A 19,110-nucleotide genomic window follows, 5' to 3' on the forward strand; every position below is an offset into this window, starting at 1 on the left:
TAGGAAAGCTACACTCCGTGTCCTCCTGGCAAATGCGCCTCGACCTGCTCGGTTCTCTTGATCCTCCTTTTTAAACTTTTATTGATATGAAAACAAACTAGGAGCATAGCTTCTAGTTTGTACTTATTTAATTATTGGGGGATGAAATATGAATGTTTTAGTAATTGGCCGTGGTGGACGTGAGCATGCTTTAGCTTGGAAGTTTGCACAATCTGAAAAGGTAGAAAAAATATATGTAGCGCCAGGTAATGAAGGTATGCGAGACGTTGCAACACCAGTTGATATTGATGAGAATGATTTTGATGCATTAGTCTTATTCGCAAAAGAAAACAATGTAGGCTTAACTTTCGTTGGACCAGAAATTCCACTTATGAATGGAATCGTTGATCGCTTTAAGGAAGAGGGACTTCGTGTATTTGGACCTAATAAAGCGGCTGCTGTTATTGAAGGTAGTAAAGCTTTTACGAAAGAATTGATGAAAAAGTATGATATTCCAACTGCGGCATATGAAACTTTTACAGACTATGAAGAGGCAGTAAAGTACATTCAGAAAGTTGGTGCACCGATCGTAATTAAGGCAGATGGGTTAGCTGCTGGTAAAGGTGTAACGGTAGCAATGACGCTTGAAGAGGCATTACAAGCTGTGAAAGAAATGCTACAAGATGTGAAATTCGGCGCAGCAAGCAAGAAGGTCGTTATTGAAGAGTTTTTAGATGGACAAGAATTTTCATTAATGGCATTTGTAAATGGAACAACTGTGTATCCAATGGTAATTGCTCAAGATCATAAACGAGCTTTTGATGGTGATAAAGGTCCTAATACAGGCGGAATGGGTGCATATTCCCCAGTACCACAAATTCCGGAATCAGCGGTTCAAGAAGCGATTCAAACAGTATTACATCCAACTGCTAAAGCGATGATCCAAGAAAATCGTTCGTTTACAGGAATTTTATATGCGGGGCTTATTTTAACGAATGATGGTCCAAAGGTAATTGAGTTCAATGCACGCTTTGGCGATCCTGAAACGGAAGTTGTATTACCACGCTTAGAAAATGATTTAGTTGATGTATGTAACGCTGTATTAGATGAAAGTGAATTAACGTTACAATGGTCAAAGGAAGCAGTTATTGGTGTCGTACTTGCTTCGAAAGGATATCCAGAAGCATATAAAAAAGGTGAAATTATTAACGGATTAGATGCACTGCAAGATGTAATAGTTTTCCATGCGGGTACAGCGATGAAACATGGTGACTTTGTAACAAACGGTGGCCGTGTATTATTTGTTGCTTGTAAGGCGAATAGTTTACAAGAAGCGAAAGATAAGGTCTATAAAGAAATCGGTAAAATTGAGAGTGATGGTTTATTTTACCGAAGTGATATAGGATATCGTGCAATTGGGCATGAGATGACGAAAAGCTAATATATAAAAATCCCGCTGATTTCTCAGCGGGATTTTTATGCATCTTTATTTTTTTTTAATTTTCCTTTTTGCTTTGCCATTTCTCGAAGTAAATACTCGATGTGTGCATTGACGCTACGAAACTCATCATTCGCCCATTTTTCGATGACTGCGTGTAATTCAGGATCAATACGTAATGGAAAGCTTTTCTTTTTGGCCATAATCACTTACAACCTTTAGTATAGGCTTCCTGTATTAATAACTGGTTGCGCACCTTTATCTGAAACGATGGCAACTAATAAATTGTTCACCATATTTGCTTTACGCTCGTCATCGAGTTCCAGTACGCCTTCTTCATCTAACATATGGATTGAATCTTTCGCCATCTTCACAGCACCTTCAACAATCTCTTTTCTAGCAGCTAATACTGCTTTTGCTTGTTGACGTTGGAGCATTGCATGGGCAATTTCTGTTGCGTAAGCTAAATGCGTTAAACGAGTTTCTAATACTTCTACGCCAGCGATTTCAAGGCGTGCTTCTAACTCACGCTTTAATTCTTCAGAGATTTCTTCAGTATTTCCTCGTAACGTGATACAAGTTTCATCTTGGAAATTATCATAAGGATATTTTGTAGCAACGTGGCGGATTGCTGTTTCGCTTTGAATTTCTACGAATCGATCGTAATGCTCAACACCAAACATTGCTTTTGCGGAATCAACAACTTTATATACGATAACGGCTGCAATTTCAATTGGATTGCCCTCAACATCGTTTACTTTTAATTTCTTACTGTTAAAGTTTTCAACACGTAAAGATACAGTTTGACGAAACGCGAATGGAATTGTTAAAAATAAACCATTTTGACGAATTGTTCCTAAATAACTACCGAAGAACGTAATAACTTTCGCTTGATTCGGTTGAACGATACCGATACCTGTAGCTAAAACAGATGCTAATATGAGAGCTAAAATAGCTATTACAAACATTTCTTGTACAAGGCAAAATACACCGATAGCGGCTAAAACTAAAATTCCAATAACGCCGAGAAATCCATTAACATAAAATACTTGTTTTTCTTTCATATGATCGCCTCCTTGATATAAAAATGATATCACTTTTATATCATTACATGCAAGAGGGTTACACCTAATTTTCTGAATTTTATTGTTTGATATCTTTTATGTACGTTTTAAGGGTGAAAACAAGAATGTACGTTCTGTTTCGTGGTAAAATAAAGAAGACTTAGCTGCCCACTGCAGCAGCTAAGTCCCTTTGAGAGCATCTTGCATCGTGACAAATGATTCAAAGCGGTTTTGCCAGGATTAATTCTTCAATCGCTGACTCAATCTCTTTGTCAGAAGTGTCATAACTTCCATCTGACTTTGACTTTGGCTTGTCATGACTGGAAGCTGAATTAACTTCTTCTTTATTATGTCCTTTTTCAGTGAAATTCATGCTAGGCATTTTAAATGCGCTCATATTCATATATTTTCCAAACTTACAGGCTTCAACAATAGGGCAGAAACGAACGATTCCCTCCGCAATTTTCATGGCACCAATCCATAGCAAAACTTTAGACCAAGTGCACCAAGGTTTACGTACGAGTTTAGCTGTACTACAACCGAAGAGGATGAGTCCGAGTGTAATTCGAATTAGAGCACTAATTGTGCCGATGTTTTGCTTCATTAGAAAAACACTCCTTTTTAATTAACTTCGAAATAGAAAATACTATTTCATTTGTTAGTATTCCGTATAAGTTTTTTGATATGTAATCCAACATTTGACGTTGAAAAAGATGTTGGATTGGGCGTGTGTGTAGGTAGCTTTTTTTGTTATAATGAAAGAATGCGTAAAAGGAAGTTCAAAAAGTCTGGTAAAGATATAGCAAGGAATGTAAAAAATCTTGATAAAAATTAACTGTTATTTTGAACAGAAATTATATAACTAGAGAAAAGAAAGGGTGTTTTCATGTACGATATTTCCAAATGGAAACATGTATTTAAGCTTGATCCAAATAAGGAGTTAAGTGACGAACATTTAGAAATGATTTGTGAATCTGGAACGGATGCTGTTATTGTAGGCGGAAGTGATGGAGTGACAATTGATAACGTATTACACATGCTAGTTAGCATTCGTAGATATGCAGTGCCTTGTGTGTTAGAGGTTTCTGATGTGGAGGCAATTACACCAGGATTTGATTTTTATTACATCCCAAGTGTTTTAAATAGCCGAAAAGTAGAATGGGTAACAGGTGTTCATCATGAGGCATTGAAAGAATTTGGAGATATTATGGACTGGGACGAAATTTACATGGAAGGGTATTGTGTTTTAAACCCAGAAGCGAAAGTAGCCCAGCTTACAGATGCAAAATGTGATTTAACAGAAGATGATGTTATTGCATATGCGCGTTTAGCAGACAAGCTATTACATTTACCGATATTCTATTTAGAATATAGCGGGACGTATGGAGACATTGAGCTTGTTAAAAATGTAAAAGCAGAATTGAAACAAGCTAAGCTATATTATGGCGGTGGTATTTCTAATGCAGAACAAGCGAAAGAAATGGCGCAGTATGCTGATACAGTAGTTGTTGGAAATATTATTTATGATGATATAAAATCGGCATTAAAAACAGTTAAAGCAGTAAAAGGAGAGTAGGTGCAGGCGCATATGAGTACGACAGATAAGTTATTAAATGGTTTAAATCCGCAGCAACAAAAAGCAGTACAAACAACAAATGGACCACTTCTATTAATGGCAGGCGCAGGTAGTGGGAAAACACGTGTGTTAACACACCGTATTGCATATTTACTTGGTGAAAAAGGTGTGGCGCCATGGAATGTACTAGCAATTACCTTTACAAATAAAGCTGCTCGTGAAATGCGTGAGCGTATTGATAAACTTGTTGGACCAGAAGCAGAAGATATTTGGATTTCTACGTTCCACTCTATGTGTGTACGTATTTTACGACGTGATATCGATCGTATTGGTATTAATCGTAACTTTACAATCTTAGATTCAGGCGATCAGTTAACTGTAGTCAAAAAAATTATGAAAGAGCGCAATATTGATCCGAAGAAATTTGAGCCGCGCTCTATTTTAGCCGGTATTAGTAATGCGAAAAATGAACTGTTATCTGCAGATAAATATGCAAAAAAAATTACAATCGCTGACCCATATGAAAAATTAACGAGCGATGTATATACAGAATATCAAAAACGTCTTTTGAAAAATAACTCATTAGACTTTGATGATTTAATTATGACAACGATTCAGCTATTTGAACGTGTTCCAGAAGTACTAGAGTTTTATCAGCGTAAGTTCCAATATATTCACGTTGATGAGTATCAAGATACGAACAAAGCTCAGTACCTTCTTGTTAAACATTTAGCAGCACGTTTTAAAAATCTTTGCGTTGTAGGTGATTCTGATCAGTCTATTTACCGCTGGCGCGGGGCTGACATTTCTAACATTTTGTCATTCGAAAAAGACTATGAGAATGCGCAAGTTATCTTGTTAGAACAAAATTATCGTTCGTCACAAAATATTTTAAATGCAGCGAATGCTGTAATTGAAAAAAATTCAAACCGTAAACCGAAGAAATTATGGACAGACAATCAAATTGGAAGCAAAATCTCGTATTATCGTGCTGCAACTGAAAAGGACGAAGCGTATTTTGTTGCGAAAAAAATTCGTGATGATATTCAAATGGGGAAACGAAAATATACTGATTTTGCAGTGTTATATCGTACAAATGCCCAGTCTCGTATGGTCGAGGAGATTTTCCTGAAATCTAATATCCCTTACAAAATCGTCGGAGGTACTAAGTTCTACGACCGTAAAGAGATTAAAGACATTTTGGCGTACTTACGTTTAATTGGGAATCCAGATGATGAGATTAGTTTTGCACGTATTATAAACATGCCAAAGCGCGGGATTGGTGCGACTTCTATAGATAAAATTATTAATTATGGTGTGCAAAACGGAATCTCATTAACTGCTGTATTCGATGAGATTGAGCATGTTGGTGTAAGTGCAAAAATAACAAAAGCAGTAAAAGAATTCGCAAGTTTATTACACAACTGGGTAAATATGCAAGAGTATTTATCTGTTACAGAATTAGTAGAAGAAGTTATTGAGAAGACAGGCTATCGCGATATGTTGAAAAATGAGCGTTCTTTAGAAGCAGAAGGTCGTTTAGAAAACTTAGACGAGTTTTTATCTGTTACACAAACATTTGAATCCCAAAGCGAAGATAAGAGCCTTGTTGCATTCTTAACAGACTTAGCTCTTGTTGCGGATATTGATCGTGTAGATGAAGATCCAACTGCTGGTGAAGAAGTTATTTTAATGACGATGCACTCAGCAAAAGGATTAGAGTTCCCAGTTGTCTTTATTGTTGGCTTAGAGGAAGGGATATTCCCGCATACTCGTTCTCTTATGGAAGAGGATGAAATGCAAGAAGAGCGTCGTCTTGCCTATGTAGGTATTACTCGTGCAGAAGAAGAGCTATACTTATCTAATGCTCAAATGCGTACTTTATTTGGTAGAACAAGTATGAATGCAGCATCTCGATTTATTACAGAAATTCCGGCAGAATTAGTAGAACCATTAAACGAAACAGCACCGAAGCGTGAAACTTCGTTTGGTGCAAAAGGAAGAACGACAAGCGCAACTACAACACGCTCTCGTTCAGCTTTCGCGCGTCCGGCTGTTAAGACGACAGGTGGCGAGCAAATTGGCTGGGGAATAGGCGATAAAGCTGCTCACCAGAAGTGGGGAGTCGGTACAGTTGTAAGTGTAAAGGGTGAAGGAGATTCAAAAGAATTAGATATTGCGTTCCCAAGCCCAATTGGTATTAAACGTTTATTAGCAAAATTTGCACCTGTGACGAAACAATAGGAAAGGACTGAGGATATGTCAAAAGAGATAGCCAAAAAACGTATAGAAGAACTGCGTGATTTGTTAAATACATTTAACTATCAATATCACGTATTAGACAATCCTTCTGTTTCTGATGCGGAATATGACCGTGATATGCAGGAGCTTATAAAATTAGAAGCAGAGAACCCAGAGTTTATGAGTGAAGACTCTCCCTCCATTCGCGTTGGGGGGACTGTTCTTGATATATTTGAAAAGGTAACGCATAAATCACCAATGTTAAGTTTAGGAAACGCGTTTAATGAAGGAGATTTGCGTGATTTTGATCGAAGAGTACATCAGGGAATTGATGATGCGAATGTAAGATATATATGCGAATTAAAAATTGACGGACTTGCTGTTTCACTTCATTATGAAAAAGGACGCTTCATTCAAGGAGCAACACGTGGTGATGGTATAACGGGTGAAGATATTACCCAAAACTTAAAAACGATTAAAGCTATCCCGCTGCGTTTAAATGAAGAAGTAACGTTAGAAGCACGAGGCGAGGCTTATATGCCGAAGCGTTCATTCGTTAAATTAAATGAAGAAAAAGAGCAAAATGGTGAAGATGTATTTGCGAATCCACGTAATGCGGCAGCAGGATCGATACGCCAACTTGATCCGAAAATTGCAGCGAAGCGTAACTTATCTATGTTTGTGTATGGTCTTGCTAATGTAGAAGAAAAAACAATTCCATCCCACAGTGAATCACTGGATTTCTTAGGTGAGCTTGGATTTAAGACGAATCCAAATCGTCGTACATGTGAAACAATTGAAGACGTAATAGCCTATGTAGAAGAGTGGCAAGAAAAACGCCCGCATCTTGATTATGAGATTGACGGAATCGTTATAAAAGTAGACGATGTTGCTATTCAAGAAAGCTTAGGAACTACAGCAAAGAGTCCAAGATGGGCAATAGCTTATAAATTCCCAGCTGAAGAAGTTGTGACGAGATTAACAGGGATTGAATTAAGTGTCGGCCGCACAGGAGTTGTAACACCAACTGCAGAGCTGGAGCCAGTGCGAGTAGCCGGAACTATTGTCCGTCGTGCTTCTTTACATAACGAAGATTTAATTCGTGAAAAGGATATTCGAATTGGTGACTACGTTGTTGTGAAAAAGGCTGGAGATATTATTCCTGAAGTTGTGAACGTTATTTTTGATAAGCGTACTGGTGAGGAAGAAGAATATCATATGCCAACGCATTGTCCAGCATGTGAGAGTGAACTTGTTCGTTTAGAAGAAGAAGTAGCACTTCGATGTATAAATCCGACTTGCCCAGCTCAAATTCGTGAAGGATTAATCCATTTCGTTTCAAGAAATGCAATGAATATTGATGGACTTGGAGAACGTGTAATTACACAACTCTTTGATGCGGATTATATTCGTACGTTTGCTGATTTATATTCATTGACGAAAGAGCAATTATTAGAACTAGAACGTTTCGGTGAAAAATCAGCAACAAATTTAGTCCAAGCAATTGAGAATTCTAAGGAAAACTCATTAGAGCGATTATTATTCGGTCTTGGTATTCGTCATGTCGGTGCGAAAGCGGCACGTACATTTGCTGAGCATTTCGAAACGATGGATGAGCTTGTGAAAGCGACGGAAGAAGAATTAAAAACAATTAATGAGATTGGTGAAAAAATGGCTCAATCCGTTGTAACGTATTTCGATAATGAAGACGTATTAGAGCTATTACAACAATTTAAAGAGTATGGCGTGAACATGGCATACAAAGGTATAAAAATTGCTGATTTACAAAATGTTGAATCGTACTTCGCAGGAAAAACTGTCGTCTTAACAGGGAAATTAGAAGTTATGGGCCGCAGTGAAGCGAAGAAGAAAATTGAGGCATTAGGTGGAAAAGTAACAGGAAGTGTTAGTAAAAGTACGGATTTACTTGTTGCTGGTGAAGCTGCAGGCTCGAAATTAGCGCAAGCAGAGAAGCACAATGTTGAAGTTTGGAATGAAGAGAGGTTCTTACAAGAGCTGAATAAGTAAGAGGTGCAAACTTACGATGAAAAAAATAGCGTTAGCGGTATTAAGTCTTAGCCTACTTGTAAGTGGGTGTAGTATGGGTTCCAATAAAGATGAAAAAGCAGTTGAGAAATCGGGGAAAGCGAAAGAACAAGCAGTTATCCCGAAATACTCCATTTCGGATGAATATTATAAGACAACGGTTCAATTTGATCCAGGTAAGGCACGTGGTTTAGTTGTACAAGGTTTAAATAGTCGTCTAGATGTAGATGAATTTGAAACAGGATTAATGCGCATTGCCAAAGAATCGTTTAGTACGAAAGATTATTTCTTTAAAGGCGGAAAGTTTCTAGAGGCTCAAGATATACAAATGCTTGTAAAAAGAAAGCGTACAGATGCTGAACAAAAAGAGCTAGAGGATAAGTTGAAAAAAGATGCAGTTAAATTTCCAAATATCGGACTGAATCCAGCCTTAAGTGAAGGTTCGGAGTCACTAGAAGTGAAAAATAAAAAACATCCAATGTATATCTCAAACATTTTAGAGCATGATTACTACGTGCAAAAAGGTGGGAACGATAATGAACCTGATGGCATTGTAGTTGGATTAGCGATGAATTCTGTTCAATATTATGAGGAAGAGCATGGTTATCCGCGTGAGGCTGCAATTCCAGATGTGAAAATGTTAGCTGAAGGGAAAAGGATGGCCCAAGAAATCTTGAAAGTAATGCAGCAAAAAAAGCCTGAAATAAAAAATATTCCGGTTACATTTGCGATTTATCGTCAAGGTCCAAAGTCTTCGCTTGTACCAGGGAATTTTGTTTCTTATGCTAAGGTAGAAAAAGGCAGTGAAACGGTTGAGGATTGGAAGCCGATCAATGAGAAATACTATTTATTCCCATCTGAACAAGCGAAAGCGGATAATAAACGTGAAGATCTTGCGAGGGTGTCAAACTTTAAAGCAAAATTAAGTGAGTATTTCCAAGGAGATTATACAGCTGTTATCGGTACTGGAATGTATAGAGATGATGAATTAAGAGAAATGAAGCTCGATATTCCTGTCCAATTCAATGGGAAAGCTGAAGTGATTGGTTTTACACAATATGTAGCTGGACTTGTTATGGAATACTTCCCGAATTATATGAAAGTACAAGTAACAATTAAATCTGTAGAACGCCCAGAAGCAATTATTATACGTGAAGCGAAGCAAGATGAACCGTTTGTGAAAATTTTAGATTAAAGATGAGAGCTGTTCCATAAAGGAGCAGCTTTTTTTCTTGAAAAATTTTGTTATAATTTTAAATGTTACAAATAAAGGGGTAAGGGGCAAAGTCATGGAAGAACTAAGCTTTCAAGTCATTATTTTATTAATTGCATTCGGGTTTTTAGCAGCTTTTATTGATTCGGTTGTTGGAGGGGGAGGATTAATTTCGCTTCCTGCACTTATGTTTGTTGGTTTATCACCAGCTTCGGCAATCGCAACGAATAAATTAGCTGCAACGATGGGGACGCTTACGAGCACAATTTATTTTATTCGATCAGGTAAGGTGAATTTTCGGATTGTAGGAAAGTTAATCCCGTTAACTATTATTGGAGCAGTCGCAGGGGCTTTAGTAGTAAAGTTTATTCCGCCTGATATTTTGCGTCCACTAGTACTCGTAATGTTGGTTTTTATTGCCATTTATATTATTGCGAAAAAAGATTGGGGAAGTGCATCTACCTATAAAAAGATGACAAAAGGAAAAACATTAATGTTTTTCTTTGTTATTTTAATGATAGGATTTTATGATGGATTTTTTGGACCAGGGACAGGATCCTTTTTAATTTTTGCATTTTTATTAATTGGTTTGGATTTTATTCAAGCGGCAGCATCTGGAAAACTTTTGAACTTCGTTAGTAATATCGTATCTTTAATTACTTTTTTATTTTTAGATGTGATTCATTTTGAATACGGTATAATTATGGGCTTATCAATGATTTTAGGTGCTTATTTTGGATCGAAGTTTGCGGTTCAAAAAGGTGTTGGATATGTAAGGACTTTATTTTTATTAGTTACTATTTTATTAATCGGGAAAAATGTTTTGGAATATACTCATATTTTGTAGATTCATACGTATGTATGAATCTCTTTTTTTTATTATATTTTAAAAATTTATTAATTTTTAAAATATAAGTCTAGGAATATTTGAATAAATCTAAATTATCGTGTAGAATAATGTTGTAAAATGTAAACGTTTTTCTAAGGGGAGGCTAAAAAGATGGTAGTAGCATACAAACATGAGCCATTTACAGATTTTTCAGTAGAGGCTAACAAATTAGCGTTTGAAGAGGGTTTAAAGAAAGTAGAATCTTATCTTGGACAAGACTATCCATTAATTATCGGGGGAGAAAAAATCACTACAGAAGATAAAATTGTTTCTGTAAACCCTGCAAATAAAGAGGAACTTGTTGGTCGTGTTTCAAAAGCAAGCCGTGAATTAGCTGAAAAAGCAATGCAAGTAGCGGATGCAACATTCCAAACTTGGAGAAAGTCAAAACCAGAAATGCGTGCAGATATTTTATTCCGTGCTGCAGCAATCGTTCGTCGTAGAAAACATGAGTTCTCTGCTATTCTTGTAAAAGAAGCAGGTAAACCATGGAATGAGGCAGATGCTGATACAGCAGAAGCAATCGATTTTATGGAATATTATGCTCGTCAAATGTTGAAATTAAAAGACGGTATTCCAGTAGAAAGCCGTCCAATTGAATATAATCGTTTCTCTTACATTCCATTAGGAGTAGGTGTTATCATTTCTCCTTGGAATTTCCCATTCGCAATTATGGCAGGTATGACAACAGCTGCCGTAGTTTCTGGTAACACAGTATTACTAAAACCAGCTAGTACAACTCCTGTAGTAGCAGCGAAATTTATGGAAGTATTAGAAGAAGCTGGTTTACCAGCTGGCGTAGTAAACTTCGTTCCAGGTAATGGTTCTGAAGTTGGTGACTATTTAGTAGATCACCCTCGTACACGTTTCGTTAGCTTCACTGGATCTCGCGATGTAGGTATTCGTATTTACGAACGTGCAGCAAAAGTAAACCCAGGACAAATTTGGTTAAAACGTGTTATCGCTGAAATGGGCGGTAAAGATACAATCGTTGTTGATAAAGAGGCAGATCTTGAATTAGCAGCTAAATCTATCGTTGCATCAGCATTCGGATTCTCAGGACAAAAATGTTCTGCATGTTCTCGTGCAGTAATCCATGAAGATGTATACGATCATGTATTAAATCGTGCTGTTGAATTAACAAAAGAATTAACAGTAGGTAACCCAGATGCAAAAGATATTAACATGGGACCTGTTAATGACCAAGCTGCATTCGATAAAGTAATGAGCTATGTTGCAATTGGTAAAGAAGAAGGTAAAATCGTATCAGGTGGCGAAGGAGACGATTCTAAAGGCTGGTTCATCCAACCAACAATCGTTGCTGATGTTGCAGAAGATGCTCGCTTAATGAAAGAAGAAATCTTCGGACCAGTAGTAGCATTCTGTAAAGCAAAAGACTTTGATCATGCACTTGCAATTGCAAACAATACAGAATACGGTTTAACAGGAGCAGTTGTTACTAACAACCGTGACCATATTGAAAAAGCACGTGAAGACTTCCACGTTGGTAACTTATACTTCAACCGTGGATGTACTGGTGCAATCGTAGGTTACCAACCATTCGGTGGCTTTAACATGTCTGGTACAGACTCTAAAGCTGGTGGCCCTGATTACTTAGCGCTTCACATGCAAGCAAAAACTACTTCTGAAACTTTATAAGAAATAGTAGAAAAGATCTTCACAGACTGTGAAGATCTTTTCTTTTTGAGAAACTCTCTATAATAGAAGCTAGTTAATTTCAATCAAGAAAGGTTTCTAAATATTACTATTTTTTCTTTTGGATTAGTTAAACCTTGTTAATATCGGGATAAACATGAAAATAGAAACAAAACAGCGAGAAAAATTGACTTATTAGTCATATTTTTTAGTATTCATTTTGAGGATTTCCTGTATAATACAATTTGAAAGAAAATCTATGGTTAGACAAGAGAACACTCCTTTCGGCTTTGCTAACTGAAAGGAGTGTTTTTTTTAGGTCGCTAAAAACTCTTCTGTACTCATTATATTTGCGTATACTCCATTTAAACTCGCCAAAATTGTATTATGAATATAAACAGCTGGTATAGTAGCATTCTTAAATGAAAGATCTTTTGTAGCACAAGCATCGTGTATTACGGTACAGTGAAGACCAAAATCAAAAGCAGCTCTTACTGTAGCATCAATACACATATGGGTCATCATCCCGCATATTACGACGTGCTCAATTCCTGAACGTTGTAATTGTTCTAGAAGATCAGTTTCTCGGAAGCTATTTGGATAATGTTTAAGGATAACGGTTTCCTCTCTAAGTGGACGGACATTTTCGTGAATATGGACACCTTCTGTATTGGGTAGGAAAAAAGTAGCGCTATCTTTTATAGCTACATGTTGGATATGAAAAATAGGTTCGTTTCTTATTCTAAAATGTTGTAGTAGCTGACTAGCATATTCACTTGCTTCTACTGGATTACGTAATTCCATCATTCCGCTTGGAAAATAATCATTTTGAATGTCGACGAGCAAAAGAGCTGTTTTCATATATCTATCTTCCTCCGATTTCATATTCAAATAATGTTATTCAATGAATAGAGAAGATTCTCCTTTTTAAAAGTATGAGTGAGAAGGATTTTACATAACTTTAAAAATCACTATTGTATTGTTACTTCTTATTTAAAAATTTAAATAGAGAAATAATTAATATTTTTCCGAAAAATGTATTGACTCTCATTATTCTGAGTTCTATAATAAGACTTAATTAAACGACAATTAAATCGATACACTCTTATCCAGAGAGGTGGAGGGACTGGCCCTACGATACCTCAGCAACGGGTTTTTTTAATACCGTGCTAACTCCAGCAAGCCTATAAAGGCTTGGAAGATGAGAAGATGTGAATGAGTACATATAAAAGTGCTCTCCTTCTTATCTTTTATTACTGATAAGGAGGAGAGCACTTTTTATTTTACCTCGAAAGCTCTACTTCAAGTTTTACAGCATATAGGAGGGAAGAAAATGATTTCTTTTAACAATGTAAGTAAAGTATATGAATCAGGTGGGCAATCTGTTCATGCGGTTGAGGATGTAACGCTGTCAGTTGAAAAGGGCGAAATTTTTGGCATTATCGGATTTAGTGGTGCTGGAAAGAGTACGCTATTACGTTTAGTAAATATGTTAGAAAGACCAACTGCAGGAACAATTTCAATAGATGATAAAGATATTACATCATTATCGGCGAAAGAATTGCGGACACTAAGACAAAGAATTGGGATGATTTTCCAAAGTTTCAATCTATTTAATTCAAGAACGGTGTTTGGGAACATTGCTTATCCATTAAGGTTAGCGAAATTGCCAAAGAATGAGATAAAAGAAAGAGTGAATGAACTACTAAAATTTGTTGGTTTAGAAGATAAAGCGAACTATTATCCAGAACAGTTATCAGGTGGGCAAAAGCAGCGTGTTGGGATTGCAAGAGCACTTGCGACATCACCCGATATTCTCATATGTGATGAGGCAACATCAGCTTTAGATCCGGAAACAACAACAGAAATCTTAAATTTATTAAAGAAAGTAAATAGAGAGTACAATTTAACGATTCTACTTATTACACATGAAATGCACGTTGTGAAAGAAATTTGTCACCGTGTAGCCGTTATGGAAAAAGGAAAAGTAATTGAAGAAGGAAAACTGTTTGACGTTTTCACACAACCAAAAACAAAGACAACTCAAAATTTTGTACGCTCTGTTATTAATGATCACTTACCAGAAAGTGTTCTAGCGAAAATTCAAAACGGAGGTCAGATTTATCGCCTGACTTTTACTGGGGAAGAGACAGGGCAGCCTGTACTATCATATATTGCGAAAAACTATAACGTCGATGTAAATGTTCTTTATGGAAATATTATTGAACTCCAAAATGTGCTATTTGGAAATCTTCTTGTAGAACTACAAGGTGAACAGAAAGAAATTCAAAAAGCATTACAACATCTAAGACTGCAAGTGCAGCTGAAGGAGGTAGAAGCTCATGCGAGTTGATTGGAGTATATTTTGGCCTCGCATATTAGATGCGACGGGGGATACCCTCTTAATGGTAATTGTAACCCTTATATTTGCTACAATTCTCGGTATACCTCTAGGTTTACTGTTGTATGTAACGAGAAAAGGAAATTTTTTAGAAAATAAATGGGTCTTTTCTATTCTTAATATCATAATTAATACAATTCGTCCGGTTCCATTCATTATCTTTTTAGTAGCTTTAAGCCCACTAACAAGAAGTGTTATTGGAACGACGATTGGAACGGCTGCAGCAATCTTCCCAATGACGTTAGTTGCATCAATTGGTATTGCTAGAATGGTTGAAACCAATCTTGTTTCTGTTCCGAAAGGAGTAATTGAAGCAGCACAAGCAATGGGCGCTTCACCACTTAGAATTGTTTTTGAAATCCTCGTACCAGAAGCTTTAGCACCATTGATCCTAGGTGTCACGTTTATGACGGTCGGTTTAATTGAATTTTCTGCAGTCGCAGGACTTGTCGGTGGTGGCGGTCTTGGTGACTTAGCAATGACATATGGTTATCAACGCTTTGATACGTCAGTTATGTTTGTAACGGTCGTTTTACTTATTATTCTTGTACAGGTGGCTCAAAATTTAGGGAACTACTTTGCGAAAGTCTTTTTACGCAGATCATAAAAAGGAAGAGGGGAAAAGAAAATGAAGAAAATTTTAGCATTTGCATTATCAGCGATCGTAGGAATTACAGCATTAAGCGGCTGCTCAGGTGGAGACACAGGTGCAGGAGCGAAAGAGAAAGTAGTTCGCGTCGGTGTAACTGGAACAGATGGAGACGTTTGGGAAATTTTAAAGAAAAAAGCTGAAAAAGAAGGGATTAAAATTAAACTGGTTGAGTTCTCTGATTACACAACACCCAACAAAGCGTTAGCTGATGGAGATATTGAACTAAACTCATTCCAGCACATTGCTTTCTTAGAGCAATTTAAAAAGGAGCATAAGTTAGATATTACAGCTGTTGGTACAACGCAAATTGCACCGATGGGCTTATACTCTGAAAAATATAAGAAAGCAAATGAAATCCCAGATGGTTCGGAAATTGCTATTCCGAATGATCCAACGAACCAAGCACGTGCATTAAAACTTCTTGATGCAGCTGGATTATTAAAGCTTAAGAAAGATTTTGGTCTATTTGGGGATCCAAGTGGTATCGCTGAAAATCCAAAGAAGCTAAAAGTTACACCGGTTATCGCACAGCAAACACCTCGTGTGTTAAAAGATGTAGCGGCTTCAGTTATTAATAACGGTGTTGCTGGTCAAGCTGGATTAGACCCAGCGAAGGATCCAATTTTCTTAGAAGATCCAAATAATGAAAATGCAAAGGCCTATATTAATATTTTCGCAGCTCGTACGAAAGATAAAAATGATCCAACACTGAAAAAAGTAATTGAGTTATACCATTCAAAAGAAGTAACAGATGCAATTAAGAAAGAAACAAATGATGGTTCAATTTCAGTAGATCTTTCACTTGATGAGCTTGAAAAAATCGTAAAATAATTATTGAGTTTAACGACTAACAGTAGGAACCCCTCCGCTGTTAGCTCGTTCAACATATAATCTACTTAACAAACAAAACCCTAATTCTGTACCTTCTAATTTTGTATAACATAGAATCCAATGTTTGTTAAGTAGAGTGATGGACCAGGAGTTTTCCTGGTCTTTTTTTAATTAAAGCAGCTGGCTAATAATAAGGAAATCCAAATTATGATTGGGTAAGAGATTAAACTAAAAATGAGTGTACTTGCTAATTTCTTTTTAGGGATTAATAGTTTCTTTGATGAAAATAAGAAAAGAGAAAATAGGATAATGATAGATGCTGAGATTACTCCTGGATTATAAGAACGATAAATGAAATACAAGATAATATGCTGAACGGCGTTAAAGAAGATACAGCCCTGTATAAAAATGATCAAATAAATAGAAGATATGATGCTTAATTGATATAGAATGACTATGAGTAAGACGAAGGTTGTTAATATGGAAATTGCAATGAAAAATTGTTTGTTAGTTATAAAATGGATCGAAAATCGATTAGCGATATATTGTGGCATTTGGAAAGCTTCTTCAAGGTTATGAAAAAAGAATAGAAGGGGGATTAGCCAGATTGTATTAGTGGTGAAATGTCTTGTTGAAGATGTTTTTATCAACTTATATCAGCTCCAATAAAGGGATAGAAAGCCTATAAGAAAAGGCTTTCTACAAGGGTATAGTTATTCAATTATGATGCTTTTTAAATTACTCTCAGGTTGCGGTTGTTCTTCAGCATAAGAGGAGAGCTCCTCTTGCAAAATATTTAGTGCGTGCTTAGCTGATTGCTGAATCGGATTCGGTAGCTCTTCTAATATACGCATACCGATTTTTATTTTTGTACGAATTACCTTTCTTAGTAATTCATCATGCATGTACTACACCTCCAAACCGAATGTTTAGTACATCATCTTCAAACTTAGCTCCTTGAATAGAAAGGTGTGTTAATGTTTTTGGTAAGGTGATATTTCGCTTCATAGAGCCGGCTCGAATAATAAGTTCATCACCTTTTTGATTTAATGAAAGTTCACTTTTGTTTGAGAAGGGAATGGACAGTACGAAAATATACTCATCGCCATCTTTTTTTACATATTGTGTGCGGCCATTAAATTTCACTTCAGTAGGAGAGGGGTCTGATTTAAATAAAGCATTTCCTACACGCTCTAACATAGGTAAACCAACAACTTCTTGTTCAAACATGGGAGCTTCGTAAATAGGAAGTGGCTGAAAACTATCTTTAATTAACGCCTTATATTTCTTTTGTGTATCTTTCCATGCCTGAAAGTAAGGGTCGGTAACAGTGTTAGGGATGACGCGGTTAATCATAATGGCATCTACGTTATAATCGTATAAGTTTAAATAAGTAAAACTACGCTGAGCTTCTTTAATGACCATTTTTTCAGGATTTACAACAACGCGAATACTCGTTACTTCTCGGTTTGATAAAATATCTCTCATTTCTCCAAGTTGTTCAAGCGTATTCGTTAATTCGTCCATAATATCATCAGTTGGAAGGGGGACACCAAGAAGTGGTTGAGCTACAGGACGAACAACTTTTAAAATCTTCCTTTTAATAGGAAAGAGTTTTTCCATCCACCAGCCGAGCATGTCTGGAAAGCTAAGCATTGCTAAAGTTTCTCCAGTCGGTGCGCAATCAATAATGATGACGTCGTAAGTGTTGTGTTTATAGTAATCGAGTACTCGAAGTAAGCTAATTAAATCTTCCATACCAGGGAACATCGTTAATTCTTCTGTTGTAATATCATCAGCTGCTTTGGAAGTGAAGAGTAGTGTAATATATTTCTGCAATTTCCCCCAGCTTTTTTCCATTTCATAAATAGTGTTAATTTCTTGTGCCCACAAGTTTTCGCGAATTTCTAGTGGCTCAGAAGATAGTTTTATGCCAAATGAATCCCCTAAACTATGAGCAGGATCTGTACTCATTACTAATGTTTTTAATCCTTGTTTTGCACTTTGGATTGCTGTTGCTGCTGAAATGCTAGTTTTTCCAACGCCGCCTTTACCTGTATACAGAATAATTCTCATCATTAATATCCCCTTTGTTTCGAATATCGAATATTACGAGTGTCGAAATATTTAATTGAATAAAAACCCAACTAGGGTCTTATTCAATCGGAATGTTTTTCATTTTAGGTGTAGAAACCTTTTCTTCTGTTTTTTGCTGTGACGTAGCAATGTGATTCATGATCTTTTGGAATATTTGTAGTAAGAATGCTTTTTCTTCTTCTGACAATGCATCTGTCACTAGGCTAAAGTAATGGGCCGCATTTTGTTTTACTTCTTGAACGAGCATTACGCCGTTTTCTGTTAAACGAATTAATACAATGCGTCGATCGCTTTCATTCCGGTAGCGTTCAATATATCCCTTTTTTACAAGGCGATTTACAACGCCCGTTGTTGTACTCATCGGTATATCAAGAAGATCAGCAATTTTTGTCATTGTAATATCCGTATTTCGCTCCATCCAAAGTAAACAAAATACTTCTGTCTTGGAAAGTGTTAAATCAAGACTTACCCATTCTTCAGGATAGAAAAGTTTCTTGGCGTTATCTAGCAGTAAGTCTAAAAAATGTTCATATTGTAACAATTATTTCCACTCCCGTATATTTCGAGGTTCGTAATATTTGTTTTTATTTTATGTGGAATTGAAATAAATGTCAATGTTTTTAACTGTTTTTTCAGATTAGAAAGAAAATTATCTTCAAAATAGAAATTTTTTGTGATAGATTAATAAATAGAAAAATGATTTTACATAAAAAACCATTGTGATAAATATATTTATCTATAATAGGTGTACAGCTAACGAGGGGGAGAACGATGAGAAGACGAAATACGCAAGCGTTCACGTTTTTAGCATGGACTTCATTTGTTTGTGCGCTTTCAGGAATGCTAATTGGGATTTACACGTTAGATGAAACGCTTAGTGTAAAAGGGTACTATTTAATCGGAACATTATTTTTAACGATGTCTTGTTTTGTATTACAAAAAACAATTCGTGATAATGAGGAAGATAATGAAAGATTTCCGAAAAATAAATCGTTAGATAAAGAGTAAATTGTAAAGAAAGGCACTT

General features: G+C 36.3%; 19 protein-coding genes and 1 riboswitch. Of the genes, 11 read left to right on the plus strand and 8 right to left on the minus strand.

The window, feature by feature from the left end; translation table 11 throughout:
* Nucleotides 1-148 precede the first annotated feature (148 nt).
* Nucleotides 149-1,420: a phosphoribosylamine--glycine ligase gene (gene purD / locus NSQ69_RS01755; RefSeq protein WP_002124874.1), complete on the plus strand. Its 1,272-nt coding sequence runs from the start codon at nt 149-151 to the stop codon at nt 1,418-1,420.
* Nucleotides 1,421-1,455: 35 nt separating this feature from the next.
* Here purD and NSQ69_RS01760 read toward each other — a convergent pair whose 3' ends face one another.
* The 3 genes from NSQ69_RS01760 to NSQ69_RS01770 form a co-directional block, all read right to left on the minus strand.
* Nucleotides 1,456-1,620 carry a toxin-antitoxin system HicB family antitoxin gene (locus NSQ69_RS01760; protein ID WP_002063556.1) on the minus strand — a complete coding sequence of 55 codons (165 nt, stop codon included), beginning with the start codon at nt 1,618-1,620 and terminating at the stop codon, nt 1,456-1,458.
* 15 nt (nt 1,621-1,635) lie between these two features.
* Nucleotides 1,636-2,481, minus strand: a complete 846-nt coding sequence (locus tag NSQ69_RS01765) for an SPFH domain-containing protein (RefSeq protein WP_002063557.1) — start codon at nt 2,479-2,481, stop codon at nt 1,636-1,638.
* A gap of 220 nt (nt 2,482-2,701) precedes the next feature.
* A complete protein-coding gene (locus tag NSQ69_RS01770; RefSeq protein ID WP_002124877.1) occupies nt 2,702-3,085 on the minus strand; it encodes a YgaP family membrane protein in 384 nt (127 codons plus the stop codon).
* Between the two features lie 282 nt (nt 3,086-3,367).
* Between NSQ69_RS01770 and NSQ69_RS01775 the strand changes: the two genes are divergently transcribed.
* The 6 genes from NSQ69_RS01775 to pruA all read left to right on the plus strand — a co-directional run bounded on the left by NSQ69_RS01775 (nt 3,368) and on the right by pruA (nt 12,105).
* Entirely contained in the window at nt 3,368-4,057 is a 690-nt protein-coding gene (locus NSQ69_RS01775; RefSeq protein ID WP_002124878.1) for a heptaprenylglyceryl phosphate synthase, read from the plus strand.
* A 12-nt stretch (nt 4,058-4,069) separates the two neighbouring features.
* On the plus strand, nt 4,070-6,301 hold the full coding sequence (gene pcrA / locus NSQ69_RS01780) for a DNA helicase PcrA (protein WP_002169288.1): 2,232 nt from the start codon (nt 4,070-4,072) through the stop codon (nt 6,299-6,301).
* A gap of 15 nt (nt 6,302-6,316) precedes the next feature.
* Nucleotides 6,317-8,326, plus strand: coding sequence for an NAD-dependent DNA ligase LigA (ligA, locus tag NSQ69_RS01785; RefSeq protein WP_002010032.1), 2,010 nt, complete (start codon nt 6,317-6,319; stop codon nt 8,324-8,326).
* A gap of 16 nt (nt 8,327-8,342) precedes the next feature.
* Nucleotides 8,343-9,539, plus strand: a complete 1,197-nt coding sequence (locus tag NSQ69_RS01790) for a CamS family sex pheromone protein (protein WP_016121375.1) — start codon at nt 8,343-8,345, stop codon at nt 9,537-9,539.
* A 94-nt stretch (nt 9,540-9,633) separates the two neighbouring features.
* Nucleotides 9,634-10,404: a TSUP family transporter gene (locus tag NSQ69_RS01795; RefSeq protein WP_002029466.1), complete on the plus strand. Its 771-nt coding sequence runs from the start codon at nt 9,634-9,636 to the stop codon at nt 10,402-10,404.
* A gap of 153 nt (nt 10,405-10,557) precedes the next feature.
* Nucleotides 10,558-12,105, plus strand: coding sequence for an L-glutamate gamma-semialdehyde dehydrogenase (gene pruA, locus NSQ69_RS01800; protein ID WP_002124887.1), 1,548 nt, complete (start codon nt 10,558-10,560; stop codon nt 12,103-12,105).
* Between the two features lie 312 nt (nt 12,106-12,417).
* Here pruA and NSQ69_RS01805 read toward each other — a convergent pair whose 3' ends face one another.
* On the minus strand, nt 12,418-12,963 hold the full coding sequence (locus NSQ69_RS01805; RefSeq protein ID WP_002091344.1) for a cysteine hydrolase family protein: 546 nt from the start codon (nt 12,961-12,963) through the stop codon (nt 12,418-12,420).
* 241 nt (nt 12,964-13,204) lie between these two features.
* Nucleotides 13,205-13,310: riboswitch (SAM riboswitch) on the plus strand.
* Between the two features lie 125 nt (nt 13,311-13,435).
* Between NSQ69_RS01805 and NSQ69_RS01810 the strand changes: the two genes are divergently transcribed.
* The 3 genes from NSQ69_RS01810 to NSQ69_RS01820 are packed head-to-tail and all read left to right on the plus strand — an operon-like array spanning nt 13,436 to nt 15,986.
* Nucleotides 13,436-14,455: a methionine ABC transporter ATP-binding protein gene (locus NSQ69_RS01810; RefSeq protein WP_002010037.1), complete on the plus strand. Its 1,020-nt coding sequence runs from the start codon at nt 13,436-13,438 to the stop codon at nt 14,453-14,455.
* Nucleotides 14,445-15,110, plus strand: coding sequence for a methionine ABC transporter permease (locus NSQ69_RS01815; protein ID WP_002091343.1), 666 nt, complete (start codon nt 14,445-14,447; stop codon nt 15,108-15,110). The genes NSQ69_RS01810 and NSQ69_RS01815 overlap by 11 nt, the downstream gene beginning before the upstream one ends.
* Before the next feature lie 21 nt (nt 15,111-15,131).
* The gene (locus NSQ69_RS01820) at nt 15,132-15,986 is read left to right on the plus strand and encodes a MetQ/NlpA family ABC transporter substrate-binding protein (RefSeq protein ID WP_002029488.1); all 855 of its coding nucleotides are present in this window, start codon (nt 15,132-15,134) and stop codon (nt 15,984-15,986) included.
* A gap of 167 nt (nt 15,987-16,153) precedes the next feature.
* On the opposite strand, the gene NSQ69_RS01825 is transcribed toward NSQ69_RS01820, so the two are convergent.
* The 4 genes from NSQ69_RS01825 to NSQ69_RS01840 all read right to left on the minus strand — a co-directional run bounded on the left by NSQ69_RS01825 (nt 16,154) and on the right by NSQ69_RS01840 (nt 18,624).
* On the minus strand, nt 16,154-16,636 hold the full coding sequence (locus NSQ69_RS01825; protein WP_002091337.1) for an HXXEE domain-containing protein: 483 nt from the start codon (nt 16,634-16,636) through the stop codon (nt 16,154-16,156).
* 63 nt (nt 16,637-16,699) lie between these two features.
* On the minus strand, nt 16,700-16,891 hold the full coding sequence (locus tag NSQ69_RS01830; RefSeq protein WP_002091335.1) for a DUF3926 domain-containing protein: 192 nt from the start codon (nt 16,889-16,891) through the stop codon (nt 16,700-16,702).
* Complete coding sequence (locus NSQ69_RS01835; RefSeq protein ID WP_263894470.1) at nt 16,884-18,065, minus strand: ArsA family ATPase; 1,182 nt, start codon at nt 18,063-18,065, stop codon at nt 16,884-16,886. Before NSQ69_RS01835 ends, NSQ69_RS01830 begins: the two co-directional genes overlap by 8 nt.
* Before the next feature lie 76 nt (nt 18,066-18,141).
* Nucleotides 18,142-18,624, minus strand: a complete 483-nt coding sequence (locus NSQ69_RS01840) for a MarR family winged helix-turn-helix transcriptional regulator (RefSeq protein ID WP_000942491.1) — start codon at nt 18,622-18,624, stop codon at nt 18,142-18,144.
* A gap of 230 nt (nt 18,625-18,854) precedes the next feature.
* On the opposite strand from NSQ69_RS01840, the gene NSQ69_RS01845 reads away from it, so the two are divergent.
* A complete protein-coding gene (locus tag NSQ69_RS01845) occupies nt 18,855-19,091 on the plus strand; it encodes a YiaA/YiaB family inner membrane protein (RefSeq protein WP_002029490.1) in 237 nt (78 codons plus the stop codon).
* The last annotated feature ends 19 nt before the right edge of the window (nt 19,092-19,110 follow it).

Origin of the sequence: Bacillus sp. FSL R10-2201, from assembly GCF_038008665.1 — a bacterium.
GTDB lineage: Bacteria > Bacillota > Bacilli > Bacillales > Bacillaceae_G > Bacillus_A > Bacillus_A mycoides.